This is a genomic window from Methylosinus sp. LW3 (assembly GCF_000527115.1).
Classification (GTDB): Bacteria; Pseudomonadota; Alphaproteobacteria; order Rhizobiales; family Beijerinckiaceae; genus Methylosinus.
The window spans coordinates 282,454-307,690 of record NZ_AZUO01000002.1 but is presented as its reverse complement, the minus strand read 5'-3'; the positions used below and the strand labels follow the sequence as shown (position 1 = coordinate 307,690).

Annotated in this window: 20 protein-coding genes and 3 pseudogenes; 16 read left to right on the top strand and 7 right to left on the bottom strand. The window is 64.8% G+C overall.

The genetic code is table 11. The features are described 5' to 3' along the window. Window positions 1-12 precede the first annotated feature (12 nt). From METLW3_RS0121305 to METLW3_RS0121290, 4 genes are read left to right on the top strand one after another with little or no spacing between them, the layout of a single operon-like run. Window positions 13-258, top strand: coding sequence for a F0F1 ATP synthase subunit C (locus METLW3_RS0121305; protein WP_003611173.1), 246 nt, complete (start codon window positions 13-15; stop codon window positions 256-258). 13 nt (window positions 259-271) lie between these two features. Next, window positions 272-1,018 (top strand): ATP synthase F0 subunit B, encoded by a 747-nt coding sequence (locus tag METLW3_RS0121300; RefSeq protein WP_024881806.1) that lies wholly within the window; start codon window positions 272-274, stop codon window positions 1,016-1,018. After that, window positions 1,008-2,531, top strand: coding sequence for a F0F1 ATP synthase subunit alpha (locus tag METLW3_RS0121295; RefSeq protein ID WP_024881805.1), 1,524 nt, complete (start codon window positions 1,008-1,010; stop codon window positions 2,529-2,531). Before METLW3_RS0121300 ends, METLW3_RS0121295 begins: the two co-directional genes overlap by 11 nt. Continuing rightward, window positions 2,528-3,409, top strand: coding sequence for a F0F1 ATP synthase subunit gamma (locus METLW3_RS0121290; RefSeq protein ID WP_024881804.1), 882 nt, complete (start codon window positions 2,528-2,530; stop codon window positions 3,407-3,409). Before METLW3_RS0121295 ends, METLW3_RS0121290 begins: the two co-directional genes overlap by 4 nt. An 87-nt stretch (window positions 3,410-3,496) precedes the next feature. Here the strand turns inward: METLW3_RS0121290 and istB are convergent, their stop codons facing one another. The 6 genes and pseudogenes from istB to METLW3_RS28915 form a co-directional block, all read right to left on the bottom strand. Further along, the gene (istB, locus tag METLW3_RS0121285) at window positions 3,497-4,279 is read right to left on the bottom strand and encodes an IS21-like element helper ATPase IstB (RefSeq protein ID WP_024881803.1); all 783 of its coding nucleotides are present in this window, start codon (window positions 4,277-4,279) and stop codon (window positions 3,497-3,499) included. After that, window positions 4,269-5,811: pseudogene (gene istA, locus METLW3_RS26120) on the bottom strand (IS21 family transposase). The gene istB and the pseudogene istA overlap by 11 nt, the downstream one beginning before the upstream one ends. Before the next feature lie 106 nt (window positions 5,812-5,917). Beyond that, complete coding sequence (locus METLW3_RS26115; protein WP_051465561.1) at window positions 5,918-6,556, bottom strand: aminodeoxychorismate/anthranilate synthase component II; 639 nt, start codon at window positions 6,554-6,556, stop codon at window positions 5,918-5,920. Continuing rightward, window positions 6,537-8,135 (bottom strand): anthranilate synthase component I family protein, encoded by a 1,599-nt coding sequence (locus tag METLW3_RS27755; RefSeq protein ID WP_024881802.1) that lies wholly within the window; start codon window positions 8,133-8,135, stop codon window positions 6,537-6,539. The genes METLW3_RS26115 and METLW3_RS27755 overlap by 20 nt, the downstream gene beginning before the upstream one ends. A 2-nt stretch (window positions 8,136-8,137) precedes the next feature. Beyond that, window positions 8,138-9,790: an AMP-binding protein gene (locus tag METLW3_RS0121265; RefSeq protein WP_024881801.1), complete on the bottom strand. Its 1,653-nt coding sequence runs from the start codon at window positions 9,788-9,790 to the stop codon at window positions 8,138-8,140. A gap of 94 nt (window positions 9,791-9,884) precedes the next feature. Next, window positions 9,885-11,099: an iron-containing redox enzyme family protein gene (locus tag METLW3_RS28915; protein ID WP_198022823.1), complete on the bottom strand. Its 1,215-nt coding sequence runs from the start codon at window positions 11,097-11,099 to the stop codon at window positions 9,885-9,887. A gap of 385 nt (window positions 11,100-11,484) precedes the next feature. On the opposite strand from METLW3_RS28915, the gene METLW3_RS0121250 reads away from it, so the two are divergent. Then, window positions 11,485-12,681 carry an efflux RND transporter periplasmic adaptor subunit gene (locus METLW3_RS0121250; RefSeq protein WP_198022821.1) on the top strand — a complete coding sequence of 399 codons (1,197 nt, stop codon included), beginning with the start codon at window positions 11,485-11,487 and terminating at the stop codon, window positions 12,679-12,681. A 10-nt stretch (window positions 12,682-12,691) separates the two neighbouring features. Further along, window positions 12,692-15,853 carry an efflux RND transporter permease subunit gene (locus tag METLW3_RS0121245; protein ID WP_024881799.1) on the top strand — a complete coding sequence of 1,054 codons (3,162 nt, stop codon included), beginning with the start codon at window positions 12,692-12,694 and terminating at the stop codon, window positions 15,851-15,853. 38 nt (window positions 15,854-15,891) lie between these two features. Here METLW3_RS0121245 and METLW3_RS0121240 read toward each other — a convergent pair whose 3' ends face one another. After that, a complete protein-coding gene (locus METLW3_RS0121240; protein ID WP_198022819.1) occupies window positions 15,892-17,400 on the bottom strand; it encodes a PLP-dependent aminotransferase family protein in 1,509 nt (502 codons plus the stop codon). Between the two features lie 70 nt (window positions 17,401-17,470). Here METLW3_RS0121240 and METLW3_RS0121235 point away from each other — a divergent pair, with 70 nt between their 5' ends. The 10 genes and pseudogenes from METLW3_RS0121235 to METLW3_RS27745 form a co-directional block, all read left to right on the top strand. Continuing rightward, on the top strand, window positions 17,471-17,932 hold the full coding sequence (locus METLW3_RS0121235; protein WP_024881797.1) for a carboxymuconolactone decarboxylase family protein: 462 nt from the start codon (window positions 17,471-17,473) through the stop codon (window positions 17,930-17,932). Then, complete coding sequence (locus METLW3_RS0121230; RefSeq protein ID WP_024881796.1) at window positions 17,929-18,363, top strand: GNAT family N-acetyltransferase; 435 nt, start codon at window positions 17,929-17,931, stop codon at window positions 18,361-18,363. The genes METLW3_RS0121235 and METLW3_RS0121230 overlap by 4 nt, the downstream gene beginning before the upstream one ends. Window positions 18,364-18,436: 73 nt before the next feature. Next, window positions 18,437-20,110, top strand: coding sequence for a class I adenylate-forming enzyme family protein (locus METLW3_RS0121225; protein ID WP_166671885.1), 1,674 nt, complete (start codon window positions 18,437-18,439; stop codon window positions 20,108-20,110). Further along, window positions 20,107-20,844 carry an SDR family oxidoreductase gene (locus METLW3_RS0121220; protein ID WP_024881794.1) on the top strand — a complete coding sequence of 246 codons (738 nt, stop codon included), beginning with the start codon at window positions 20,107-20,109 and terminating at the stop codon, window positions 20,842-20,844. The genes METLW3_RS0121225 and METLW3_RS0121220 overlap by 4 nt, the downstream gene beginning before the upstream one ends. Before the next feature lie 89 nt (window positions 20,845-20,933). After that, a complete protein-coding gene (locus METLW3_RS0121215) occupies window positions 20,934-22,295 on the top strand; it encodes an aldehyde dehydrogenase family protein (RefSeq protein WP_024881793.1) in 1,362 nt (453 codons plus the stop codon). Between the two features lie 41 nt (window positions 22,296-22,336). Next, the gene (locus METLW3_RS0121210; RefSeq protein ID WP_024881792.1) at window positions 22,337-23,563 is read left to right on the top strand and encodes an FAD-dependent monooxygenase; all 1,227 of its coding nucleotides are present in this window, start codon (window positions 22,337-22,339) and stop codon (window positions 23,561-23,563) included. After that, the gene (locus tag METLW3_RS26100; RefSeq protein ID WP_024881791.1) at window positions 23,560-24,039 is read left to right on the top strand and encodes a hypothetical protein; all 480 of its coding nucleotides are present in this window, start codon (window positions 23,560-23,562) and stop codon (window positions 24,037-24,039) included. Before METLW3_RS0121210 ends, METLW3_RS26100 begins: the two co-directional genes overlap by 4 nt. A 72-nt stretch (window positions 24,040-24,111) precedes the next feature. After that, window positions 24,112-24,411, top strand: a complete 300-nt coding sequence (locus METLW3_RS26095) for an Lrp/AsnC ligand binding domain-containing protein (RefSeq protein WP_024881790.1) — start codon at window positions 24,112-24,114, stop codon at window positions 24,409-24,411. Window positions 24,412-24,424: 13 nt separating this feature from the next. After that, window positions 24,425-24,835 (top strand): annotated as a pseudogene (locus METLW3_RS26090) (transposase); the annotation flags it as partial. Between the two features lie 63 nt (window positions 24,836-24,898). Next, window positions 24,899-25,161, top strand: a pseudogene (locus tag METLW3_RS27745) (DDE-type integrase/transposase/recombinase); the annotation flags it as partial. Window positions 25,162-25,237: the final 76 nt, after the last annotated feature.

Here is a 25,237-nt window from a genome sequence, read left to right as displayed (position 1 = left end):
GAGCGAGGAAGAATGGACGACATTCAATATATCAGCGTGATCGCCGCCGCCGTCGCCGTGTCCTTCGGAGCGATCGGTCCCGCCCTCGCGGAAGGCAAGGCCGTTGCGGCCGCCATGGAGGCGATCGCGCGTCAGCCGGAGGCCGCTGGCGTCCTGTCGCGCACTCTGTTCGTCGGCCTCGCGATGATCGAGACCATGGCGATCTACTGTCTCGTGATCGCGCTTCTGCTTCTCTTTGCCAATCCTTTCGTCAAATAGGGCGTTCGCAGGCATGCAGATCGACTGGTGGACGCTCGGTTTGCAGACCGTCAACGCCCTCGTGTTGATCTGGCTGCTCTCCCGCTTCCTTTTCCGCCCCATCGCATCGATCCTCGCCGAGCGCGAGGCGATGGCCCGGCGGCTCCTGGACGACGCCGCCGCCGCCAAAGCCTCGGCCCTGACTCTGGAAGAACGCGCGCGCGCCGCCGTCGACGCGATGGCGGCCGATCGCGCGGCGACGATCCACGCCGCCACGACGGAGGCGAAGGACGCGCGAGACCGGCTGCTCGAGGTCGCCAGGGCCGACGCCGATCGCATGCGAGCGGACATGCGGACCGAGATCGAGCGCGCGGAACGATCGGCCCGTCGCGCCGAAGCCGAGCGCGCGAGCCTGCTCGCCGTCGACATTGCACGGCGTCTGCTCGAACGCTTGCCTGCATCATCCCGCGTCGCCGGCTTCATCGACGGTCTCGCGGACGCGGTCGCGGCTCTGCCGGAATCCGCGCGCGCCGATTTCGCCGCGCGCGGCGAGCCCATACTGACCGCGCCGCGTCCGCTCACCGCCGAGGAGGACGCGCTGTGTCGCGGCAGGCTCGAAAGCGCCTTCGGCCACCCGCTGAAATTCGAGCTTCGCGTCGATCCGACATTGCTCGCCGGCCTCGAATTGGAGAACGCCCACACCGGCATTCGCAACAGCCTGCGCGCCGATCTCGAGCAAATTTCCGCGACCTTGCTGACGGAGCCGGAAAATGAGCGATGAGCCGGCCGTCGCCGAATGGCTCGCGCGCGGCCGCGAGGCGGTTGCGAGGATCGATCTCGGGCCCAAGGTCGAGACGGTCGGCCGCATCGAGAGCTATGCGGACGGAATCGCCTTCGTCTCCGGCCTGCCGCAGGTCGCGCTCGACGAGCTGCTGCGTTTCGAGACCGGCCAGCTCGGATTCGCGCGCGTGCTCGAAGCGGATCGGGTCGGCGTGGTGCTGCTCGATCCGGGCGACGAGATCGAAGCCGGCGCGCGCGTCTTCGCGACCGGCGAGGTCGCGCGCACGCCGGTCGGGGAGGGGCTGCTCGGGCGCGTCGTCGATCCGCTGGGCCGGCCACTCGACGGCGGCGAGCCGATCGCCGCCGCCGCCTTTCATCCCGTCGAGCGCGACGCGCCGAGCATCATCGCGCGCGATCTCGTGACCGAGCCCGTCGAGACCGGCCTATTGGTCGTCGACTCCATGTTCGCCCTGGGGCGTGGTCAGCGCGAGCTCGTCATCGGCGATCACGCCACCGGCAAGACCTCGATCGCCATCGACGCCATCATCAACCAGCGCCGCTCGGACATCGTCTGCGTCTATGTCGCCGTCGGCCAGCGGACGACCTCGGTCGAGCGCGCGATCGAGGCGGTGAGGAGCGGAGGAGCCGCCGATCGCACGATCTTCGTCGTCGCGCCCGCCGCTTCGCCGCCTGGCCTGCAATGGATCGCGCCTTTCGCGGGCTTCGCCATGGCGGAGTTCTTCCGTGATCGCGGCGGCCATGCGCTCGTGGTCATCGACGATTTGAGCAAGCATGCGGTCACGCATCGCGAGCTCGCCCTGCTGACCCGGGAGCCTCCCGGACGCGAAGCCTATCCCGGCGATATCTTCTACGTCCATGCGCGACTCTTGGAGCGCGCCGCGAAATTGTCGAAGGCGTTCGGCGGCGGCTCGCTCACGGCGCTGCCGATCGCCGAGACCGATTCCGGCAATCTCTCGGCCTATATTCCCACCAATCTGATCTCCATCACCGATGGACAGATCGTGCTCGACCGCCGCTTGTTCGCCGCGAACCATCGTCCGGCCGTCGATGTCGGCCTCTCGGTCAGCCGAGTCGGCGGCCGCGCGCAGCCGGACGCCTTGCGCGACGTCTCGGGACGATTGCGTCTGCAATACACGCAGTTTCTGGAGCTCGAGATGTTCTCGCGCTTCGGCGGCATGTCGAACGCCCGCATCGAGCGGGAGCTGACGCGGGGCGAGCGCATTCGCGGCCTGCTGACGCAGCCGCGCTTTTCGCCGCTGCGCCTCGCCGATCAGGTCGCTCTGCTCGCGGCGCTCGACGCCGGCGTTCTCGATTCCCTTCCGGCGCGAGCCATTCCTGCGCTGACCGCGAGGCTTCCCGCGCATCTCGACTCGGTCGCCGCGCCGAGCGTCGCGGCGATCTCCCGTCACGCCCCGCTCGACGACGCCATGCGCGCGGATCTCGTGGCGCGGGTGCGCGATCTTTCGACAGAGCTCGCGGCGCGTCCCTCATGAGCGAGCGCTCCGCCGACATCAAGGTCCACATCGTCGCGACCCGGCAGCTCGAGAGCGTCATCACGGCGATGCGCGGCGTCGCCGCCATCCGAACGCGCGAAGCCCAATCGCGTCTTTCCGGCGTGCGCGCCTATGCGGGGACGTTGGGCGACGCCATCTGCGCGGCGCTGGCGCTGAGCGAGGAAGCGCCGCCGTCGCGGCTCGCCTCGGAGCGCCGGCCGGCCGGCGGCCATATCGTCCTGGCGTTCTGCTCGGAGCGCGGCTTCGTCGGCGCATTCAACGAGCGCATCCTCGACGCGGCGGCGCGGTTCGCTGACGGCGTCGAGCGGCCCGCTCTGTTCATCCTCGGCGAGCGCGGCGCGACGCTCGCGCAAGAGCGCGGATCACGGGCCGATTGGACTCTGCCAATGGCGTCGCGCGTCGATGACGCGCCGTCGCTCGCCGACCGCATCGCGCAAGAGCTTTATGGACGCCTGGGGGAGGGGCTCGCCGATCGCGTGACGCTCATCCACGGCGCGCCGGGCGCCGCCGGAATCGAGATCGTCGCGCGCTCGCTCGTGCCGCTCGACCTCGCCCGCTTTCCGCCGGCGTCCGCCGCGGTTCCGCCCCTCGTCACATTGCCGCCGCGCGCGCTCGTCGAGGGCCTCGCGCAAGAATATGTCTTCGCCGAATTATGCGAGGCGGCGGTGCTGTCCTTCGCGGCGGAGAACGAGGCGCGAATGCGCGCGATGATCGAAGCCCGCGACAATGCGCACAAGACGCTCGAGCGACTGGAGGCGCGGCATCGGCAAACACGTCAGGAGGAGATCACTGAAGAGATCATCGAGCTCGCGAGGCCCGCGCCCCGCGGGGCGCAGGCTCGTCGAGGCGACGACTAAAGGGGTGTCGATTTCCGTCGAGATTTGACCCAGGATTTCCGTTGAGAACCGACCCGGGTTGAAGATGGCTTGTGAGTCAGTCGGTCGTCAAGTTTTGGTCTTCTCCTTTGCAGGTTTGTCCGCCTTCGCGGAGCTGTCCTTGAACCGGAAGCTGTCGTTCCCGGTTTCGAGGATGTGGCAGCGGTGAGTGAGGCGATCGAGCAGAGCCGTCGTCATCTTGGCGTCCCCGAAGACGGCGGCCCATTCGCCGAAGCTGAGATTTGTCGTGATGATGACGCTGGTCCGCTCGTAGAGCTTGCTCAGCAGATGGAACAGCAGCGCCCCGCCGGAGCCGCTGAACGGCAGGTAGCCGAGCTCATCGAGGATGACGAGATCGGAATGAACGAGCCGCCCTGCGATCTGCCCGGACTTGCCCTGGTGCTTTTCCGCTTCGAGCGCGTTGACAAGCTCGATGGTGGAGAAGAACCGGACGCGCTTTCTGTGATGCTGGATCGCCTGGACGCCGATCGCTGTCGCCAGATGCGTCTTGCCCGTACCAGGTCCCCCGACCAGGACGGCGTTATGCGCATCCTCGAGGAACTCGCAGCGATGAAGCTGGCGCGCGAGCGCCTCGTTGACCTCACTGCTGGCGAAGTCGAAGCCGGCGAGATCGCGATAGTTCGGGAACCGCGCGGCCTCGAGCTGGTAGGCGATCGATCTCACNTCCCGGTCGGCGGTNTCCGCCTTCNAGAGTTGCGACAGGATCGGCAGCGCGGCCTCGAAGGCCGGGGAGCCTTGCTCGGTCAGCTCGCTGACGGCTTGCGCCATGCCGTGCATTTTGAGACTGCGCAGCATGATGACGATGGCGCCGGCGGCGGGATTATGACGCATGGCGCGCCTCCCGACCTTTGCGCAGCGCGTCGTAACGCTCGACATTGGCCTGCGGCTCGGTGGGGAGCGTCAGCGCGTTGGGCGGCTTCACGGGCGGCGCGTCGACCGGCTTGCCGTCCACCAAGCGATGCAACAGGTTCAAGATGTGCGTCTTGGTCGGCGCGCCGGCCTCCAGCGCCAATTGGACGGCGGTCAGCACGGCCTGCTCGTCGTGCTGTAGGACCAGAGCCAAAATCTCGACCATCTCACGGTCGCCTCCCGCCTTCTCGAGCATGCGCTGTTGCAGCGTCCGTAAGGCGACCGGCAGTTCCGCGAAGGGCGCGCCGTTGCGCAGCGCGCCCGGCTTGCGCTGGATGACGGAGAGGTAATGCCGCCAGTCGTAGACGGTCACGCTCTTGTCGTTATGCGACCGGGCGAAGACGCGGGAGTGCTCGCACACGATCTGCCCCTCGGCGACGACAACGCGCTCGGGGTAGACCCGCACGCTGACGGGGCGATTGGCGAAGGAGGCCGGCACGCTGTAGCGATTGCGGTCCAGATGGATCAGGCACGTCGGCGTGACCCGCTTGGTGTGTTCGACGAAGCCGTCGAATGGCCGCGGAGGCTGCATCAGTTGCGGAACCTCCTCGCGCCAAGCCTCCGCGGGATTTGGCCTCCGCGATCGTCCCCGGCTGCGCGCTGTGCCCAATCTCGGTCCACAGCTCGCGGCATCGCGCCTCCAGCCAGTCGTTGAGCGCCGCCAGCGACGGAAAGCTCGGGATCGGCTGCCAGAGGCGATGACGAGCATCCTGAACGTTCTTCTCGATTTGCCCCTTTTCCCAGCCGGAGGCCGGATTGCAGAATGCGGCCTCGAACAGGAAGTGGCTGACCATGGCGGCGAAGCGGGCGTTGACCTGGCGTTCTTTGCCACGCCCGATCTTGTCGATCGCGGTGCGCATGTTGTCATAGACACCTCACCGGGGCGCGCCGCCCAGCACGCGGAAGGCGTGATTGTGGGCGTCGAACAGCATCTCATGCGTCTGTTGCGGGTAGGCGCGGAGGAAGAATGCGCGGCTGTAGGAGAGCTTGAACTGGGCGACCTGCAACTTCGTCCGTTCGCCCGCGATGATCGCCCAATCCTCCGACCAGTCGAACTGGAACGCCTCGCCGGGCAGAAACGTCAGCGGCACGAACGCGCCGCGCCCACAGGTCTGCTGCTCCCAATGCCGCGCCTCCTTCCACTCGCGCGCGAAGGCCGCCACGCGATTGTAGGAACCGTCGTAGCCGAGGGCGACCAGATCCGCGTGCAACTGCTTGACCGTCCGCTTCTGCTTGCGCGATTTTGCGGCCTCGTGACGCAGCATGTGCGCCAGCTTATCGGCGAACGGGTCGAGCCGGCTCGGTCGATCGGGCGTGGCGAACCGCGGCTCGACGCTGTCCGAACGCAGGTATTTGCGCATGGTATTGCGTGACAGCCCCGTGCGTCGCGCAATCTCCCGGATCGAGAACTCCTGCCGATATCGCCAGCGTCGGATGACGCTCAATAACTCCATGTCGATCACTCCAAGGTCCCCCGCGACGCTCGAGGGGGAAAGGTTCGAACATGGGTCAGTTCTCGGTGGAAAAACTCGTGCTGCCTGGGTCAGCTCTCAGTGGAAATCAACACTCCGTAGACAAAATTTGCGACACAACCTTTTTCGACGTTCTGCACCCGTTGAACCCTGCGACGAGGTTCAGATAATTGTCGAGCAGCTTCAAACCATGCTCGGTCAGAACGGATTCCGGATGGAATTGCAGCCCCCAGATCGGCAATTCGGCGTGCTCTAGCGCCATGATCTCGCCGTCGCGTCCGTCAGTGCAATGCTCGCGCGCCCTGACGACGATGCAATCGGGCAGATCGTCGACGACGAGCGAATGATAGCGGCCGACCGCGAAGCCTTGCGGTATCCGGTGAAAGAGCCCGCGGCCATCGTGCGTCACCTTCGAGACTTTTCCGTGAACGACTTCTGAGGCTCGTCGAATAGAGCCGCCGAACGCCACCGAAATGCATTGATGTCCAAGGCAGACGCCGAGCATCGGCAGCCCGCCGGCGAAGCGGCGGATCGCCGCCACGGACACGCCGGCCTGGCTCGGCGTGCAGGGGCCCGGAGAAATGATGAGAGACTCCGGCTTCAACTCGGCGATCTCGTCGAGCGAGATCTGGTCACTGCGACGAACGACGACCGAAGCGCCGAGGATGCCGAAAGATTGAACGATGTTGTAGGTGAAGGAGTCGTAATTATCGATCATGAGGTGCATTTGCAGTTATCCTCGAGTCTGCCGAGTCCGTCCGGCGGCTCGGGAACTGCGCGCTTCGCGCGGGACATCGAATCGCCTCGGCGAGCGCGGCCGCCGTCGTGAGCAGCCGGCCTTTCTCGATCGTCTCCTGCCATTCCCGCCGCGGAACGGAATCATGGACGATGCCTGCGCCGGCCTGCATTTGCAGCACGCCGTCCTTCAGCACGGCCGTGCGAATGGCGATCGCGAAGTCGGCGTCGCCGTCCCAGCCGAGATATCCGATCGCGCCGCCATAGACTCCGCGACCGCAAGGCTCCAACTCGTCGATGATCTCCAGCGCCCGGATCTTCGGAGCGCCGCTCAGCGTGCCGGCCGGAAAAGCGCTTCGCAGCACGTCGACGCCGTCGAGCTGGCGAATCGCCCTTCCGATCACGGTGGAAACCAGATGCATCACATGAGAATAGCGCTCGACGACGAGCTTGGAGGCGACCTCGACGCTGCCGACCTCGCAGACGCGGCCGAGATCGTTGCGCGCGAGGTCGACCAGCATCATATGCTCGGCGTTTTCCTTCGGGTCTGCGCGCAGCTCGACCTCGAGCCTCAGATCTTCGACCGCATCCGCCCCGCGCCGCCGCGTTCCGGCCATGGGGCGACTGACGACGGCGCCGTCGCGGAGACGGAACAGCGTCTCCGGCGACACGCCGACGACCCGAGCGTCGCCGAGCGTCAGCAAATAGCTGTAAGGGCCGCCGCAAACGCTCGTCAAAGCGCGGTAATAGTCGATGCCCTCGCATCGCAGCTGTCTCGTCGAGCGCTGTGACAGCACCACCTGCATGATGTCGCCATCGGCGATATAGTCTCGCGCCTTCTCCGTCGCCGCCTCGAAAAGCTGTTGTGGAAAGACATAGGTCGGATCATTCGGCTGTCGTCGATCGCCCTCCGGTGCGATCGCTTCGTCCTCGAAGTCGACGCTCTCCAGGCGCTGACACAGCTCGTCGATCCGCGCCAGCCCTTCGTCTCGACGACGGGCGATCTCGCTTCGCGGGAGGCCGCCGATCGCAAGGTCGATGACGATCTCGACATGGCGGCTCGAATGATCGAACACGATCGTGTTCTCGGCGATCAGAAGTGCGATTTCCGGAAGCTCGTAGGGCTTCGGCTTTCTCGGGCGACGGTCGAGACGCGGCTCGATCATCCGCGCCGTCTCGAATCCGAAGTAGCCGAAGAGTCCGCCGCAAAATTCCGGCGACCCGGCGATCCGCGGCGCCCGCCGGCTCGCCAGGAGCCGTTGCAGCAGAGCGAGCGGATCTGCGTCGCTCGTCTCCTCGAGGACAGTGTCCCCACGCCGTCTGACCAGACGCTTGCCGTCGACTTCGATACGTTCGCTGCATTCGAGCCCGATCACCGACATGCGTGGCGACCATGTCTCGCCGTCGTCTCCGATGCGCTCGCGCGTCTCGAACAGGAAATGATCGCGACTATGCGCGAGAGCTCGGTAGATCGCCGATGGCGCCGCTCTCGGCAGCGGCAGGCGCCGCGACAACGGCGCCCGCGCGTAGCCTGCCGCGGCATAGGATGTGAGACTATCGACGTCGAGCATGGCTATACGCCCTCCCTGACCAGCGCGCTCGCCTCATTCGCGAAGGCCGCGTTCGCCCGCTCGCTCAATGCGCGGCGATCGAGCTTGCCATTGCTCGACAGGGGCGGCGCCCCGCCGAAAGACAAGTAGAGCGCGGGACATTGATAGCTGTCGTAATTGGCGCGAAGCAGCGAGGCGACGCGCTCGGCGGCCGCGTCGAGCGAAGAGCCTTCGGCCCGCAGGAACAGGACTGGCCGCAGTTCCCCGTCGCCGCCGCGGCCGGGAGCCAGAACGACCTCGTCGAGATCCGGAAGATGTCGCGCGACGAACGCCTCGATATCGCCGGGAATGATCCAGCGCCCGTACACCTTGAAGCGATCATCCTCGCGACCATGGAAGTGAAGGCGGCCGGACGCATCCTGGCTGAAGAGATCGCCGGTGCGGAACCAGCCTATTCCGAAGCGAGGATCGTCGAAGCGCTGGACGGTCTCGGCGGACCGGCTCCAATAGCCGAGCGCGCGCGCCGAGGATTGCACGAGCAGGACGCCGATCTCGCCCGGCGCCACGACACGCTCGTCGGCGTCGACGATGACCGATCGCCAGTCGCCGACCATGCCGCCGAGACCGTCCATGGCGGCTGAGTCGGGATAGGTGGTGGCGAAGATATGGAAGAGCTCCGTCGCGCCGATGCTGTCGTGAACGGGCAGGCCGAAATGTGCGCGCCAGGCCGATCGAATGCGCGCGGACAAGGGAGCGCCGGCGGACAATGCGAGACGAAGCGCGCAATGCGGCCGGTCGGCCGCGAGCAGCATTCGAAAGACCGTCGGCACTGCGAATAGCGCCGTGACGCAATGGCGCGTCAGATTCTCCATCACGGTCTCCCGTGTCGGCCAGCGCGGGTCGAGCACGGCGGTCGCGCCGACATAGAGGGGAAAGAACAGGCTGTTGCCCATTCCGTAGCCGAAGAACGTCTTCGACACGGAATAGATCACATCCTCCGATGTCAGGCCGAGGCGTCGCGCCGCAAGCTGCTCGCAGGCGGCGAGCGCTCCGCGGCTCGAATGCGCGACGCCCTTCGGGCGCCCCGTCGTGGTGCCCGACGTATACTGAATGAGCGCTGTCTGCTCGACGTCGCGATATACGAAGTCGCGCCAATTCGGGTCGGCTTCGGCCGGTCGCCAATCGATATGGCCGCGCTCGCCGGGGGCGGCGACGAGCGCGCGCGTGCGTCCGCCCGTCGACCAACAGGCCGCTTCGAGTGTGTCGAGGTAGGCGGGCTTGCAGAACGCCAGAACGGGCGCGCAGTCGTTCAGCACCTCGACTGAGGATCTGGCGTCGAGCTTCGGATTGAAGACGACGGGGATCGCCCCGATCGCGAGGCCGGCGTAGAAGATCGTCGCCAGCTCGAAGCCGTCGTCGAGCGCGATGAAGATGCGGTCGCCGGCGCGCGCGCCGAGCAAGGTCAAAGCCGATGCTGCGCGGCGCATTTCCCGATCGAGCTCCGCGTAGCTCAATTCGCCCTGTGGGCCGACGAAGCAGGGCTTGCGGCATTCGTGCTTCTCCGCGACCAGGCGGGCCGCGAGATTGATCCATGGCGACGTGGCGGCGACCGCGGGCGACGCCGCGGCTTCATGGCCCGCTTCGGCGCTCGGACGCGAATATTGAGCGAGAGTCATTGCGGTTCTCCGACGATATGCGCAAGCGGAGCCGATCGGCCGAATCCACCGACCGTGCGTTTCCGATGTCGAGGCGATGCGCGTCGTGGTTTGCTTACTCGGCGGCCGGCGCGAGTTCTTCCCGCAGCGCGATCGAGCCGAGATTTTGCAGCAGGGGCGCGTTCTCGCACGCGACGTAGACGCATTCGATCGCGCCCGTGTTCACGTGCTGATGGGCCGCCCAGACGGGAACATAGACCGCGTCTCCGGCCTTCCAGTCGACGACGCGCGAACCGATGCGGGAAAATCCCTGCCCGGCGATCACATAGATGACGGTCTCGTAGTTGTGACGATGCATGCGCGTCGATTGCGACGGATCGAGACGTCCGATCGTCATGCTGATCGTGTGCGTGGGCAAATCCACGATATGCACCTTGTGATTGCGCTCGTCCGAGAAGCGTGACGATCCGGAATCCTGCTCCGCGATCACCGAGGCATGTCTCAGACGTTCGTGCGCTTGCGCAGACAGCTTCGGGGGGACGCGCCAGAAGTCGGCCGAGGACGAGCGGCCGATCGTCCCGGCAGGCTCATCCGCCGCGGCGCCGCTCTGGATCTCGTTCCAGATCGCGTCGAACATCTCGGCGCGCCGGTCGATCACCTCGCGCCCGACGGACCTCGCCCGCGCATGGGCGGACGGCCGATTCGAGGTCAGTCTTTCGAGAATAGCGAATATGGCGAGCGCATGCCCTTCGTCCTCGGCGATGTGCAACCGGAAAAATTCGAGCGTATCGTCGTCGAAGCCCTGCGCCGTTAGAGCGTCGGCGATCGGGCTGTAGAGCAGAGGCACGATCGACTCCGCGCCGAGGCCGAGCGCGGCGAGACCGTCGAGAGGATCGACCGAGCGGCAATGGCGCAACATCGTCTCGATGAGCGCGTTCGTTTGCGGAAGCGGCGTAGCCTTGTGTGTCTCGGCGCCGATCGATCGAAGCGAGCGCTGCAGCAGCTCGGCGTGAGTCAGCTCGCTTCCGCCCTCCACGCCGAGTTCCTCCAGCAGATTCTCGGTGAGGCTGCGGACGTCGTCGAAGCTCGACAGGCGGCTGATTAGAGCCGTCAGATAGCGCGTGAAGTGTCGCGAATAGAGATGGTGCTGAACGAGCAGGATGCGCAGGCCGCGAAGATCGATCTCTCCGGCGCGCAGCGCGACGAGCAGCCGATGCTCGGTCAGGCTCTGAAGGTCGTCGGCCTCGAGCCATCCGGACCATATCGGCGCGGGTCTCGTTGCGCGGTCGTGGGAGCGCTCGATGACGATGTCGACGTCGATCTGTGTCATGTCGTGAAGCCTCCAAATGATATGTGACGATGTCGTTTCCGAGCCGCGCCGGCCAGTCGAACCGCTTCGCGGGCATACGCCCTCAGCGTCGAACCCGCTGGCGCGGCGCCTCTGCGAGCATTTATGCTCGGTGTCGTTCGAGGTTTTACTATATCTGCGAAGTGAAATCTAAATTCTTCACGTCGCATTTACTAATACAGGCTCTGCTCTGCGTATAGAGACATGAATGAGTTTTTCAACTAGGCCAAGTTCTCTGAGGCGATCGATATGCGTGATAATACGGATATCTGGGCCGCGCATTCTTGGTCCAATCGATTTGAAGCGTCTTGGCCATATACCTAGGCGCTGGCGGCTGCGATGCTCATGCGTAAAATGCGGAGGCAGCATGTGTCGCATGTCGAAAATGCGCGGGCGGCGCAGGTGGCAGGCTCTGGGCCTCATGGCCTGCGTCATGGGCGCCGGGTCGCTCGTCGGCTCTCCCGATCGATTGTTTTCGTCGTCGTCGAAGCCTGCCGGGGCTCCTGCGGAGGCGGCGCCTCCAGTGGTGACGGTCGCCGCGCCCGTCGCTCGCGAGGTGGTGGATTGGATCACGCAAACGGGGCGCTTGCGGGCGGTCGACCGTGTGGAGCTGATCGCGCGCGTCGGCGGCTATTTGACGGAGATTCGGGCGAAGGACGGTCAGATGGTTCGCAAGGGCGACCTCCTCTTCGCCATCGATCCGCGGCCGTTCCAGATTCAGCTCCGAAAGGCGAGCGCGCAACGCAAGATCGCCTCTTCGCAGCTCGATCTCGCGAGAAAGAAGATCGAGAGGAGCTCGGCTCTTCGGCGCACACATTATATCTCCGAGGAGGAGCATGATCTGCGCCTGCAGCAATTGAGGGATGCGGAAGGCGCCGTGGAGCAGGCCGAAGCGGCGGTGGAGGCCGCGCAACTCGACTTGGAGTTCAGCCGCGTCACGGCGCCCTTCGACGGCCGCATCGGAGCGCGGCGGGTGTCGATAGGAGATTTCGTCAATAGCGGCGGGGCCGAGGCCACGCCTCTGGCGACCATCGTGTCGCTCGATCCGATCTATCTGGAATTCGATCTGAGCGAAGCGGATTATGTCGCTTATCTACGCTCCGCCGAGAGCCGGCTCGATCCCCTCGCGGAGATCGAGGTCCGCGCCCGCCTGATCGACGAATCCGAATGGAGTCGGTTGGGCCATCTCGTTTTCGTCGACAACAGCCTCGATCGGAACACGGGCACTATTCGCATGCGCGCGACCCTCGACAATCGCGACCATTCGCTCACGCCGGGCCAGTTCGCGCGAGTCCGCCTGCCCGCTTCGAGGCCGCATTCCGTCATGCTGGTCTCGGACTCTTCCCTATCGGCCGATCAGGCGGGAAAGACCGTGCTCGTGGTCGAGGAGGGAGGAAAGGTCGTCGGCAAAAAGGTGGAGACCGGACCGCTCGTCGACGGCCTGCGGGTCATTCGCCGCGGGCTCGACGCGAGCGATCGCGTTATCGTCGAAGGACCCAGCCGCAGCCGGCCAGGCAACAGAGTCAGCGTTCGGGACGGGCGGATCGAAGCGACCGCGCATTGAGCAGAGTGTGATGACTTTCTCTCATTTCTTCGTCGAGCGGCCAATTTTTGCGATCGTGCTCGCCACTATGGTCACGATCGCCGGGACGATCGGCTATTTCCGGCTGCCCGTCACGCAATATCCCGACATCGTCCCTCCGACGATTCAGGTCAATGCGAGCTTTCCCGGCGCGTCCGCGGAAGTCGTCGGCGAAACTGTCGCGACTTTGCTGGAGGAGCAGATCAACGGCGTCGAAAATATGATGTACATGAACAGCCAGTCGACCGGAGACGGCCGGCTGACGACGACCATCACGTTCAGATTGGGGACCAATCTCGAAATCGCTCAGACGCAGGTTCAAAATCGGCTGGCGCCGGCGCTCGCGCGTCTTCCAGAAGAGGTGCGTCGGCTCGGCGTGACGGTGAAGAAGGTTTCGCCGGACATGCTGATGGTCATCCATCTCTTCTCGCCGAGCGGCGCGCTCGATCGCTTCGCGATCTCGAATTATGCGGCTCTGCAGATAAGAGACGTCCTCGTCCAGATCGAGGGCGTGGGCGAGGTCCAGCTTTTCGGGGGACGGAGACTGGCGATGCGCGTCTGGCTCGATCCGGACAAGATCGCGGCTCGCGACATGCTCGCGAGCGAGGTCGTCGCTGCGATCAGGGCGCAAAATCTGCAGACGTCGGCCGGGCTGCTCAACGGACCTCCGACCAGTTCGCCGAGCGCATTCCAGATCAATGTCGAAGCGACCGGTCGGCTCGTCGAGCCGCGACAATTCGAGGACATCGTCGTCAAGAGCGACGGCGCCGGGCGCATCACGCGTCTCGGGGATGTCGCGCGCGTCGAGCTCGCGGCGCAGGACTACAGCACGACCGCCTATCTCGATCATCTCGAGTCGGTGCCGCTTTGGATATTCCAGCAGCCCGGCGCCAATGCGCTCGCCACCGTCGATCGGCTGAAAGCGAAGATGAAAGCGCTATCGGCCTCCTTTCCGGACGGGCTCGGATATTCGATCGTCTATGATCCGACCGAATACATCCGGCAATCGATTCGCGAGGTTCTGAAGACGATCGCGGAAGCCGCGGGGCTGGTGACGCTGATCGTAATCGTCTTCCTTCGGAGCTGGCGCACGTCGCTCATCCCGATCGTGGCGATTCCGATATCGCTCATCGGCGCGCTCGCGATTCTGTCGGCGGTCGGCTATTCGCTCAATAATTTGTCGCTGTTCGGGCTCGTGCTCGCGGTCGGTATCGTCGTCGACGATGCGATCGTCGTCGTCGAGAACGCGGAGCGCCACATCGCTCGCGGGCTCACGCCGAGGGAGGCCGCGCATCACACGATCGACGAGGTCGGCGGCGCGCTCGTCGCGATCGCGCTGACGCTGACAGCGGTCTTTCTGCCGACGTTCTTGATGTCGGGGATATATGGGCAGTTCTTCCGCCAGTTCGCGGTCACCATCGCCGCATCGACCTTGATCTCTCTGCTCGTCTCGCTCGTTCTCAGCCCGGCGCTCTGCGCGCTGCTGCTCGAGGCGCGCGTCGCGTCTCCCCGGGCGCCCGCCGTGTCGTCTCGCCGGATGCTCGAGCGCATGTCCTCGCGTTTCGACAGCGGGTTCGACGCAATGTCGTCCGTCTACCGACGGATCACGGAACGGATGGCGCAATCGGCGCGTCCGACGCTGGCGATCTATCTCGCGCTCATCGGCCTCACCGCGTGGAAGTTCGGCGGCGCGCCGACCGGCTTCATTCCCGATCAGGATCAGGGATATCTGATCACACTCGTGCAATTGCCGCCCGGTTCGACTCTGGACCGGACGGACGCCGTCATGCGCGAGGCGACGCGGATCATCGGCGGCGTTCCGGGCGTTCGCCACGGCGCGCCCTATGTCGGGCTCGACGGCGCCACCTATACGTTTCCCCCGAACGCCGGCGCGATCTTCGTGGTGCTCGAGCCGTTCGAGGAGCGCCTGGCGAGAGGTCGCGACACGAACAAGATATTGGAGGATCTACGCCTGCGGCTGTCCAAGATCGACGGCGCGTTCATCGTCACCATTCCGCCGGCGCCCGTTCCCGGTCTCGGCGCGGCCGGCGGATTCAAGATGATGGTTCGAGACAAAGAGGGGCATGGCCTCGTAGCGCTCGCCGCAGCGGCGAGAGACCTCGCCGCCGCCGCCGATCGAAGCTCCGAGTTGGCCGACGTCTTCTCGCTGTTCGACACGCGCACGCCGAAGATCTTCGTGGATATCGATCGTAAGCGGTCGGAGATGGTCGGCGTGCCGGCGGACGCCGTCGCGGACACGCTGCAGATTTATCTCGGCTCGGTCTATGTCAATGATTTCAACTATCTCGGCCGAACGTTTCCGGTCGTCGCGCAGGCCGATTCGCCGTTCCGGACAGACAGCGCCGATATCGGTCGGCTGAAGGCGCGCAACAAGGGCGGCTCGATGGTTCCGCTCGGCTCGATCGTCGAGGTGCGCGAGACGACCGGGCCTTATCGCGTGGCGCGTTACGATCTCTATCCCGCCGCGGAGATTCTCGGCGGCGCGGCCAAAGGCGTTTCGTCGAGCCGGGCGCTGCTCGCCATGGAGACGTTGGCGCGGGAGCGCCTCCCTGCCGGCTTCGACTTCGAATGGACCGATCTCTCCTATCAGCAGAAGAAGGATGGCGATACGACGCTTCTGGTGTTCGCGGCGTCGGCGCTGTTCGCTTTCCTGACGCTCGCCGCGCTGTATGAGAGCTGGACGTTTCCGCTGGCGATCATGTTGATCGCGCCGATGTGCCTTCTGGCGGCGCTGACAGGGCTCGAGCTGTGGCAGATCGACGTCGACATATTGGCGCAGATCGGTTTCGTCGTCCTGGTGGGACTCGCCGCGAAAAACGCCATTTTGATCGTCGAATTCGCGCGACGGGCCGAGGCGGAAGGCGTCGAGGCGCATGTCGCCGCGGCCCAGGCGGCGGGAATGAGGCTGCGGCCGATCCTCATGACCTCTGCGGCTTTCGTCCTCGGCGTGCTGCCCTTGGCCTTCGCGACCGGCGCCGGCGCGGAAATGCGTCAGTCGCTCGGCGTGACCGTGTTCGCCGGCATGATCGGGGTGACATTGTTCGGCTTGATCTTCACGCCGCTCTTTTATGTGGCGATCGGCAGGCGGCGCCCGCGCGCTGGCGTCGGCGGAGATCGCGTGGAGACATGTTGAGGCGGCGGAGCCATGCCCGCCGCGCGGTCGATGGCCGCTCAATTCGCTTCCTGCGGCGCTGCGCGCTCGATCCCGATCGGCGGGAGATCGGACAATGCGTTCTCCAGACGGCGGGAGGCCGAGAGCGCGGACGTTTCGGGCACATTGGCGAAGGCGAGGAGCAGGCCGCGGTCGCTGGCTCGCGTCAGCGAGAGCGACGACAGGGCGACGACCGACAATCCCTTGTGGGCGCAGGCCTCCGCCGCCGCGACGTCGTCGAAGCTCGGCCCGAAGCGAATGATGATGTGCAGTCCGCCCATCTGCAGGTCGACGGATATCCGGTCCTCGAAAACGATCTCCAACGCGCGCGCCAGCGCGGCTCGCCGCGATGCATAGAGCGAGCGCATGCGATGGAGATGGCGCGCGAAATGCCCTTCCGTCAGAAAATCGGCGACGACGGCCTGCTCGAGCGGCGAGCGACCTGCGTCGTTCAGGCTGATCGACCGGAGGAACGGCCCGACGAGCTCGTCGGGCGCGACCAGATATCCGAGGCGGAGCGAGGGAAACAGGACCTTGCTGAAAGTGCCGGTATAGATCACGCGATCCTCGCGGTCTGCGCTCTTGAGCGCCGGCAGCGGCTGTCCGACATAGCGGAACTCGCTGTCATAATCGTCCTCGATGATCCAGGCGCGCTGGCGGGCGGCCCAGGCGAGCAAAGCGCCGCGCCGCGCGAAGGACAGTGAGACGCTCAGCGGGCTCTGATGTGCCGGAGTCACCAAAGCGAAGCGCGCATTAGGCGCTATCTTTATGGCGTCTTCCACTCTCATACCGTCGTTGTCGACGGGAACGGGGACGATCGAGGCTCCCATCCCCTCCAAAAGCTGTCTCGCCTTGTGATATCCCGGATCCTCGAACCAGATCTTGTCGCCCGGCCGCATCATCATCTCGGCGATCAGATGGAGCGCGGCCTGATAGCCGCCCGTGATAATCACCTGGCCCGGCGAGCAGGCAATCCCGCGTGAGATGCCCAGATAGGCGCTGATCGCATACCGCAGCGCCGGCAGGCCGGCGATGTCGGGATAGACCATCGACGCGGCGTGGATGCGTCGCGCGCGGCGGGCGCACAGGCGAGACCAGAGCGCCCGCGGAAAGACGTCGACCGCGGGAAGCCCCATCTGGAAAGGGAGTGGGGAACTGGCGGCGCCGTCGAAAGCGTCCGTCCATTCGGTCTTGCCGGCGTCGGCCCGATTGGATGAGGCGTTGGCGACCGTGGCCAAGGGCGAAACGATCGTTCCTCCGGCGCCTCGGCAAACGACATATCCTTCTCCTGAAAGGAGGCGATAGGCGGTGTCCACGGTTCCGCGAGCAATGTTCAATTGTCCAGCGAGCGCTCGCGAGGAGGGAAGCTTGGCGCCGACCGCGAGGCTTCCGGACAAAATCGCTAATCTTATGCGTTCGTAGATCTGCCGGTAGACGCTCTCGCGATCCGAGCGATCGACGACGAATTCGAAAATCGGCCCCATATCGTTCATAGCTTGGACTACCTCGATCGAGATGTCTTGGCTCAAGACAAATGCGCCGACGCATTTAAAGTCTACGTCGGCTCATCGAGCAGCAGTGACATTAGAAAGACAAATCATGTCCGCAAAACGTCTCATCCCATCGGAAGTGTCACAGGAAATTTATCGTTCTGTCGCAAATATAGACGCGCTGATCCGCAAATCTGGATTTGAAAGCGATTTGATCGAGCTCGTCAAGGTTCGGGCGTCCCAGATCAACGGCTGTGCTTTCTGTCTCGACATTCATACCCGCGACGCACGCAAGAGCGGCGTGAGCGAGCAGAAATTGTACGTGCTCGCCGCATGGGAGGAGTGCGATCTCTTTTCGCCTCGCGAGCGAGCGGCCCTCGGATGGACGGATGCGCTGACGCTGGTCGCGACAACCCATGCCGATGATCGACACTATGAACCATTGGTCGCGGCGTTCAACGAGAAAGAGATCGTCGACCTGACCTTCCTCATCGGGCTCATCAATCTCTGGAATCGTCTCGCGATCGGGATGCGGTATGTCGTTGCGCCCGAGCCGGAGACGAGGACGTGACGGCCCTCGAGTTCCACGACGTCGCCGTCGGCGACGAGGCATGCCTCCGGCTGATGCGGGAATTGCGGCCGCATCTCGGGGAATGGGCCGCCTTCCAAGCCCAGATGGCGCGCCAGCAGAGCGGTGGCTACCGCCTGTGCGGAGCCTTTCGAGGCGACGCGCTGGTCGGTCTGGCGGGGTATCACTTGCGGGAGAATTTCGTCTACGGCCGCCATGCGCATATCGAGGATCTGGTGATCGCGGAGGCCGATCGCGGCAGGGGAATCGGGAGGGCGCTGATCGACTCCGTCGGCGGCGTCGCCGCGCGCGGCCTCTGCTCCAGTCTCGTTCTCGAGACGGGCAGCGCCAACCGCGCGGCGCAGGATTTCTACGCTCGGTGCGGTTTCGCCACGGTCGCCTTTCATCTGACGAGACGCGTCGGCGAGCAATGACGCTCGCTTCGCCGATGATGTCCATCGCCGCTCTTTTTTCTCTGTCGATCGTTCGACCTCGGGAGTTATGAAAATGACGGCTTCCGCTCCATCCCTCAGGGACACTCTGCTGCGCTATGTCTTGAACGATCCGACCGCCGGCGGCGGCAATTTCATCTATCGATTGAACGCCGCCGTTCCGAGAGAAGCGCAGCGGAGCGCGGTGGCGCTGCTCGGCGGGGAGGCGGGGCGGGATGTCGAGCTGACGATCGGCGATATCGTCGACGCCACCGATCGTCTCGCGGCGGCCTATGCGCAGGAGGGGATACGGCCGAGGGAGGTCGTCAGCCTCCTGCTGGACGACAGTTTCGACTATTTTCTCCATTTCGTCGCGCTGACGAGCATCGGCGCCACGGCGTCGCTCGTCAACAGCGGGCTCGATCTCGACACGGTGCGGGGATTCATCGGAATCGTCCGGCCTCGCCTGCTGGTGGTCGAGTCCCGACGTCATGCGACCAACCGCGACGCCTTCGACGTCATCGCCGGGGAATCGCGGGCGATCTCCGTCGACGCTCTCGTCGCGGATCCCGCTCGCGAGCGGCCGCCGCTCTATGAGCATGAGGACGACGACGTCATCATGCTCGGCCACACGTCTGGAACGACGGGTCTGCCGAAAGCGGTGATCTTTACTCACGAATCGATGTTCCACGGCGTGAGGCAGCAGGTCGAGCGTCAACTCGGCAGCCATGTCCTCTCCGCTCTGCCGCATTCACATGGCGCGGCGATTTCGCTTCTCATGCTGTCGCTGACGCGCGGGGCGCGCGTCTCCATCCTCGGGCGCAAGGAGCCCGCGTCGATGCTCGAGGCGATCGAGCGGATCGGGCCCGATGTCGTCATCGCCTTTCCCAAGATATTCGTCGATCTTTGCCGCGAGAGCTTCGAGGGCCGAGATCTCGGCTCCGTGCAATATTGGATCGCCACTGGCGACGCCAATCATGAGCGGCACATACGCAAGCTCGTGGCGCAGGGGCATCACATCGACTCCGAAGGCAGGCGCAAAGCCGGATCGTTCTTCGTAGACAATGTCGGCTCTTCGGAGTTCGCCTTTGCGGCGTTCCGCAATGTTCACGGACAGGAGAACGATCGTTACGATCGCTGCGTCGGCCGGCCTTTTCCCTGGGTGGAGACCGCGGTGTTCGACGAACATGACCGTCGCCTGCCCGCCGGCCGCGTCGGCCGCCTCGGCGTCAAATCGAAATCCGTGACCAAGGGGTATTGGAACAATCACACGCTCACGGAGCTCAACAAGATCGCCGGCTATTGGCTCACCGGCGATCTCGTCTTCACCGACGAGGAGGGCCTGTTCTATCACGTCGATCGCACGAGCGACGTCATCGTCACGAAATCGGGGGTCCTGTACAGCTGCCAGGCCGAGGAACTGCTTCTCAAGCACCTTCCAGAGCTGTTCGACGTCAGCCTCATCCTGCGATCGGAGGCCGGATCGGAGCGCGTCACGGCCCTCGTCGAATTGTCGGAAGACGCAGCTTCGGCGGATGCGAGCACGCTGCTCGTCGAGATGAACCGACTCTTCGCGCAGCGCGGCTGGCCTTCGATCGACGAGCTCGAAATTCAATCCGCGCACGAGCATGTCGGCGCGACCGGAAAGAAGCTGAAGAGAGTGTTGCGGTCCATTCCGGCCGGCCGGGCGCCGGAGGCGCGCCGGACATGCGACGAGAGCCGGCTTTCGGTCGAGGAGCGCGCGCTATGAGCCGGCTGTGCCTCGTCACGGGGGCCAATCGCGGAATCGGCTTCGAGATCGCTCGCTCGCTGGCTTCGCGCGGCCATCGCGTGCTGATCGGCGCGCGGCGGCAGTCGGACGGCGCGCAGGCCGCGGAGGCGCTGAGGAAGCTCGGCCTCGACATCGAGGCGATCAGGCTCGACGTCACTGAGCCCGAATCGGTGAGCGAGGCATCGCGCGAGATCGAGCGCAGAGAGGGGCGCCTCGATATTCTGATCAACAACGCCGGCATATTGATCGATTCGACGAAGCGTCCGGACGATATCTCGCTCGACGAATTCCGGCGAACGATCGACACGAATCTCGTCGGGCCGTTTCTCGTGACGAAGGCGTTCGCGCCGCTGCTCTTGCGCTCCGACGACGCCAGGATCGTGAACATCTCCACCGACTTGGCCGCGCTCGGCCAAGCCTCGAACTCGGACTCTCCGTTCGACGCCGTCCTCGCGCCGAGCTATCGAGTATCCAAGGCGGCCCTGAACATGCTCGCGCTGACATGGGCGAAGCGCCTGCGCGACACTAATGTCTCCGTCAGCGTGTGCAGCCCCGGCTGGTGCCGCACGGGCCTCGATTCCCTCATCGACTCGTCCAAGGCGCCCTACAGCGCCGAGGAAGGCGCAGACACGGCGGTGTGGCTGGCGCTTGACGTCGAGCGATCGGCGCAGCACGGAAGGTTTTTCGCGAAGCGGCGGGAGATCGCGTGGTAGGCCGCCGTATCGAGGGCGGAAAAAGCGATCGGTGATCGCAGGCGCGGACGAAAGTGAATCGAGTTCGATTTCAGAGAAGGAAATTGTCCATGCTCAATGTCGCACCCGCTAGAGCGCCGGATTCGGCTTCCCTGGACCAGAATGTCGCGGACGAGCTGGTCGAGCGGGCTCGAGACGCTCAGAACGCCATCGACGCGCTCGACGACGCGCGACTGGACAAGGTCGTCCGCGCGATCGTCGGAGCCTTTTCCAAGGATGTCGAGGGCTGGGCCGAACGCGAGCTCGCCGTCACCCGAATCGGCAACCGAAAAGACAAGACTCACAAGCTCGGTCTCGTCCTGACCCGCGTCTTTCACAGCCTCCACGGCGTGAGGACCAGAGGCCGGATCGGCTACGATCAATCGCTCATCGAGTATGCGAGCCCCATCGGCGTGATCTTCGCCGTGGTCCCGCTCACCAATCCGGTTCCCAATTCGCTGTTCAAGGCGCTCCTCTGCATCAAGACGCGAAACGCGCTGATCGCGAGCTTTCCTCAGAAAGCCGATTCCGTCGGCGCGCAGGCGTTCGATCTGATCCGCGGCGTGCTCGCCGAGGAGGGGCTTCCGGCGGATCTCGTCCAGCGCTGCGCCGAGCCGTCGCATTCCCGCACGAAGCTTCTCATGAGCCATTCGGGCGTCGCTCTGGTTCTCGCCACCGGCGGCAGCCAATTGGTCGGCGCCGCCTACAGCTCCGGAACGCCGACGATCGGCGTCGGCCCCGGCAATGTCCCCGTTCTCGTCGCATCCTCGGCCGACGTCGGCCGCGCCGCCCGCGACATCGTCAAGGGCAAGGCCTATGACAATGGCATCGTCTGCGGCTCGGAAAGCAATATCGTCGTCGACGAGCGCGTTCGCGCGCCATTCCTCGAGGCGCTGACTGCGGCCGGGGCCGTCGTCGTCGAGGGCGATGCGCGCAGTCCGGTGATCGAGGCGCTGTTCGATCCGGAAACACGCCGGCTGCGTCGCGAGCTGCTCGGCGTCGACGGAGACGCTCTGGCCGCCGCCGCCGGCCTCGAGGCGACGCGTCGAGTCGCCTGCCTGGTCCTCGCCGTGGAGAGAGGCGAGTATCCATTCATCGCGCAGGAGAAGATGGCTCCCCTGCTCACCCTCTTCACAGCGGAGCAAGGGAGGGGCGTCGATGACGCGGCGGCGCTGCTATGGTCCGAGGGAGCCGGACACACGGCCGTCATTCATAGCTCGGACCCCGTGGAGATCGACGCATTCGCGACGGCGATGCCGGCGGGCCGCATCCTCGTCAACACCTCGGCGACGCACGGAATGCTGGGGGAGACCTCGGACCTCCCCGTGTCCTTCATGCAGGGTTCGGGAAGCTGGGGCGGCAATGGAACGACCGATCCGATCACGTGGCGTCATCTCGTCAACATCAAGCGGCTGGCTTTCGGCCGCGGCTGAGCATCCCCACTGACGCCCTTCGACCATCAAGGACGCGCTCAATGAAGAAGATCGTGTGCATCGGCGGCGGCCCCGCCGGTCTTTATTTCAGCATATTGTCGAAGCGGGCGCGGCCCGACGTCGACGTCGTCGTCATCGAGAGAGGAGCGCCGCGCCAGACCATCGGGTGGGGGCTGATCCTGAGCGAAGGGCTCCTCGATCGGCTCGTGCGCCAGGACCGGGCCAGCGGCGAGGCGATCCGCCGACAGATGTTGCCGTGGACGGGCATCAGCATCGAGCTGCCCGGCCGCTCGATCCGGTCGCGCGGCCATTCGTTCCTCAGTCTGAGCCGTGTCGGGCTCATCTCCGTTCTGCAAGAGCGCGCCGAGGAGCTCGGCGTCGAGCTCGTCTACGATCGTGCCTTCGACGCCGAACGGGAGCCGCTGCCGGAGGCCGATCTCGTGGTCGTCTCGGAAGGCTCGCGGAGCAAGGTTCGAGATGCGCGCGCCGCCGATTTCGGCGTCACCGCTGAGGAGCGGCCCAACAAATATATCTGGCTCGGGGTCGCCAAGAGCATGGGCGATCAATTTCGCTTCATCTTCGAGGAGACGCCGGGCGGATATATCTGGGCGCATTGTTATCAATTCGAGGACGGCTATTCGACCTTCGTCGTCGAATGCGCCGAGACCGTCTGGCGCGCGCTCGGCTTCGACCGCTGCGGGCTCGAAGAGAGCGTCGAAGCCTGTAGGCGCATCTTCTCGCGGCAGCTCGAGGGCGCGACGATTCTCGCCGGCGACGGGCGGCGCAACACCTCGTCCTGGACGAATTTCAAGAAAATCGACTGCGCGAGATGGAGCGCGGGGAATATGGTTCTACTCGGCAATGCGGCCCATAGCGCGCATTATTCGATCGGGTCCGGAACGCGCCTCGCTCTGGACGACGCCGCCGAGCTGTCGCGCGCGCTCACGCTGGACACGCTTCCGGTCCCGGAGGCGCTTGCCGCCTATGAGGCGAATCGCAAGGCGGCGGCCGCGCATCTCCACGACGCCGCGACCAGGTCCATGCGCTGGTTCGAGACGCTCCCGACCGAGCTGATCGCTCGCGGCCCCGATCGCTTCGCCTACGGCCTTCTCACGCGCTCCGGGCGGATCGGTGCGGCGGAGCTGCGTCGTCTCGATCCGGAATGGTTCGCCGAGTTCGAAGGCGGCGTCGAGACGCAGCTCATCGCTCGCGAAATGGAGCCGGCGCCCGGACGGACGCGCGCCGTATCGGTGGAGGTCGAGATATGATTTCGGCGAATTTCACATTGGCGGCGCGACTGGCGCTCGCGGCGGCTTTCCTTTCGGCTGTGGCCGACAGATGGGGCCTCTGGTCGATCATCGGCAGTCCAGGCGTCGACTGGGGCAGCATGGGAGGCTTCTATCCGGCGGTCGCCGCGCTCAATCCCTGGCTGCCGGCACATCTCGTGCCTGCGTTGGCCTGGGCGGCGACGCTCGTCGAGCTCGCTCTCGGAATCTTTCTGATCGTCGGCGTCTGGCTGCTGCCGGTCTATCTCGCGAGCGGCGTTCTGCTGACGATTTTCGGAGCGGCGATGGCCCTCTTCACGGGGCTCAAATTGCCGCTCAATTACAGCGTGTTCAGCGCGGCCGCCTGCGCCTTCCTGCTCTATGCGATCGAGAAGGCCGAAGCGGCCGGCCGAGCGCGCGCGCCGCACGAGCATGCGGCGGACGAGGCTCGATCGGCGCTCGAACAGCGAGCGCCGTGACGCTCGGGATGAAGTCTGGATTTCGTCAATGCTTATGTTCTCAAGGGTAATATTATCATGAGGATTGAGCCCATGAAGCCGCTTTTTGTACAAATAAAATGTTCGAAAGGGCAGACGTTCGACGTCTCGGAGAAGATCGTCGACCATCTGGAGGAAACCTCAGAGATATATTCGATTTCTGGTCAATTCGATCTGTTGGCGAAATTCTACCTGCGCGACGACGACGACGAAGGGTCTTTCGTCGTGAACAAGCTTCAGAAGATCGACGGCGTTTTGGACACTTATACATTCGTCGCTTTTCGACTGTTCCGGCTTTCGCCCGGCGCAAACTACAACGCGATGGGCGCCTTGTCGATTTCCGTCGAGATTTGACCCAGGATTTCCATTGAGAACTGATGGAGTGGATGCCCCCGCCGACGGCAGTATAGGCTTTTGGAGAAAGGTGACGCGAGGCCAGCTTCTGGCATTCCTGGGCATTGTGCCGCGTTGCATCGTGGCGATGGAAGCCTGCGCGACGGCGCACTATTGGGCGCGGGAGATCGATGCGCTGGGGTCCTCGGTTCGGCTGATTCCTCCGATCTACGTCAAGCCGCTCGTCGAGCGCTAGAAGAACGCCGCCGCCGATGTGGAGGCGATCGCGGAGGCGGCGGTGCGGCCGACCATGCGGTTCGTCTCCGCCAAGACCATTCGGCAGCAGGCCGGAGCGATGGTCTCTCGAACGCGCGACCTGTTCGTGCGTCAACGCACGCAGCTGATCAACGCCCTACGGACCCATCTATCCGAGCATGGCGTTATGGGCTCTGTCCCGAATTTTTTTCTCGCGGGCCGGTTGGGGCTATGATCGCGGGGCTGGGGCAGGCGGAATAGAGGGGAAATGATGGAAGAGCGAGGCGTCGAAGTCGACCACTCCACGCTCAACCGCTGGGTCGTCAAGTTGCGCCTTTGCTGGAGAAACAGTTCCGTGCTCGCAAGCGCACGATTGGATCCAGCTGGCGTCTCGATGAGACCTACGTGAAAGTCAAAGGCTGCTGGAAATATCTGTATCGGGCCGTCGACAACGCAGGCGCGACAGTCGATTTTCTGTTGACCGCCAAGAGGGATCGCAAAGCCGCGTTGCGTTTCGGAATCGCAGCGATGCATGAGGTCGACGCCGGCTATGACGATAGCCGCATGTCGAAATCGCTCGAACCCGAGCACG

Coding starts and splice junctions, on each gene's coding strand:
- METLW3_RS0121305 (WP_003611173.1), top strand. CDS start 13: ATGGACGACATTCAATATATCAGCGTGATCGCCGCCGCCGTCGCCGTG.
- METLW3_RS0121300 (WP_024881806.1), top strand. CDS start 272: ATGCAGATCGACTGGTGGACGCTCGGTTTGCAGACCGTCAACGCCCTC.
- METLW3_RS0121295 (WP_024881805.1), top strand. CDS start 1,008: ATGAGCGATGAGCCGGCCGTCGCCGAATGGCTCGCGCGCGGCCGCGAG.
- METLW3_RS0121290 (WP_024881804.1), top strand. CDS start 2,528: ATGAGCGAGCGCTCCGCCGACATCAAGGTCCACATCGTCGCGACCCGG.
- METLW3_RS26115 (WP_051465561.1), bottom strand. CDS start 6,556: ATGCACCTCATGATCGATAATTACGACTCCTTCACCTACAACATCGTT.
- METLW3_RS27755 (WP_024881802.1), bottom strand. CDS start 8,135: ATGCTCGACGTCGATAGTCTCACATCCTATGCCGCGGCAGGCTACGCG.
- METLW3_RS0121265 (WP_024881801.1), bottom strand. CDS start 9,790: ATGACTCTCGCTCAATATTCGCGTCCGAGCGCCGAAGCGGGCCATGAA.
- METLW3_RS28915 (WP_198022823.1), bottom strand. CDS start 11,099: ATGACACAGATCGACGTCGACATCGTCATCGAGCGCTCCCACGACCGC.
- METLW3_RS0121250 (WP_198022821.1), top strand. CDS start 11,485: ATGTGTCGCATGTCGAAAATGCGCGGGCGGCGCAGGTGGCAGGCTCTG.
- METLW3_RS0121245 (WP_024881799.1), top strand. CDS start 12,692: ATGACTTTCTCTCATTTCTTCGTCGAGCGGCCAATTTTTGCGATCGTG.
- METLW3_RS0121235 (WP_024881797.1), top strand. CDS start 17,471: ATGTCCGCAAAACGTCTCATCCCATCGGAAGTGTCACAGGAAATTTAT.
- METLW3_RS0121225 (WP_166671885.1), top strand. CDS start 18,437: ATGACGGCTTCCGCTCCATCCCTCAGGGACACTCTGCTGCGCTATGTC.
- METLW3_RS0121220 (WP_024881794.1), top strand. CDS start 20,107: ATGAGCCGGCTGTGCCTCGTCACGGGGGCCAATCGCGGAATCGGCTTC.
- METLW3_RS0121215 (WP_024881793.1), top strand. CDS start 20,934: ATGCTCAATGTCGCACCCGCTAGAGCGCCGGATTCGGCTTCCCTGGAC.
- METLW3_RS0121210 (WP_024881792.1), top strand. CDS start 22,337: ATGAAGAAGATCGTGTGCATCGGCGGCGGCCCCGCCGGTCTTTATTTC.
- METLW3_RS26100 (WP_024881791.1), top strand. CDS start 23,560: ATGATTTCGGCGAATTTCACATTGGCGGCGCGACTGGCGCTCGCGGCG.
- METLW3_RS26095 (WP_024881790.1), top strand. CDS start 24,112: ATGAAGCCGCTTTTTGTACAAATAAAATGTTCGAAAGGGCAGACGTTC.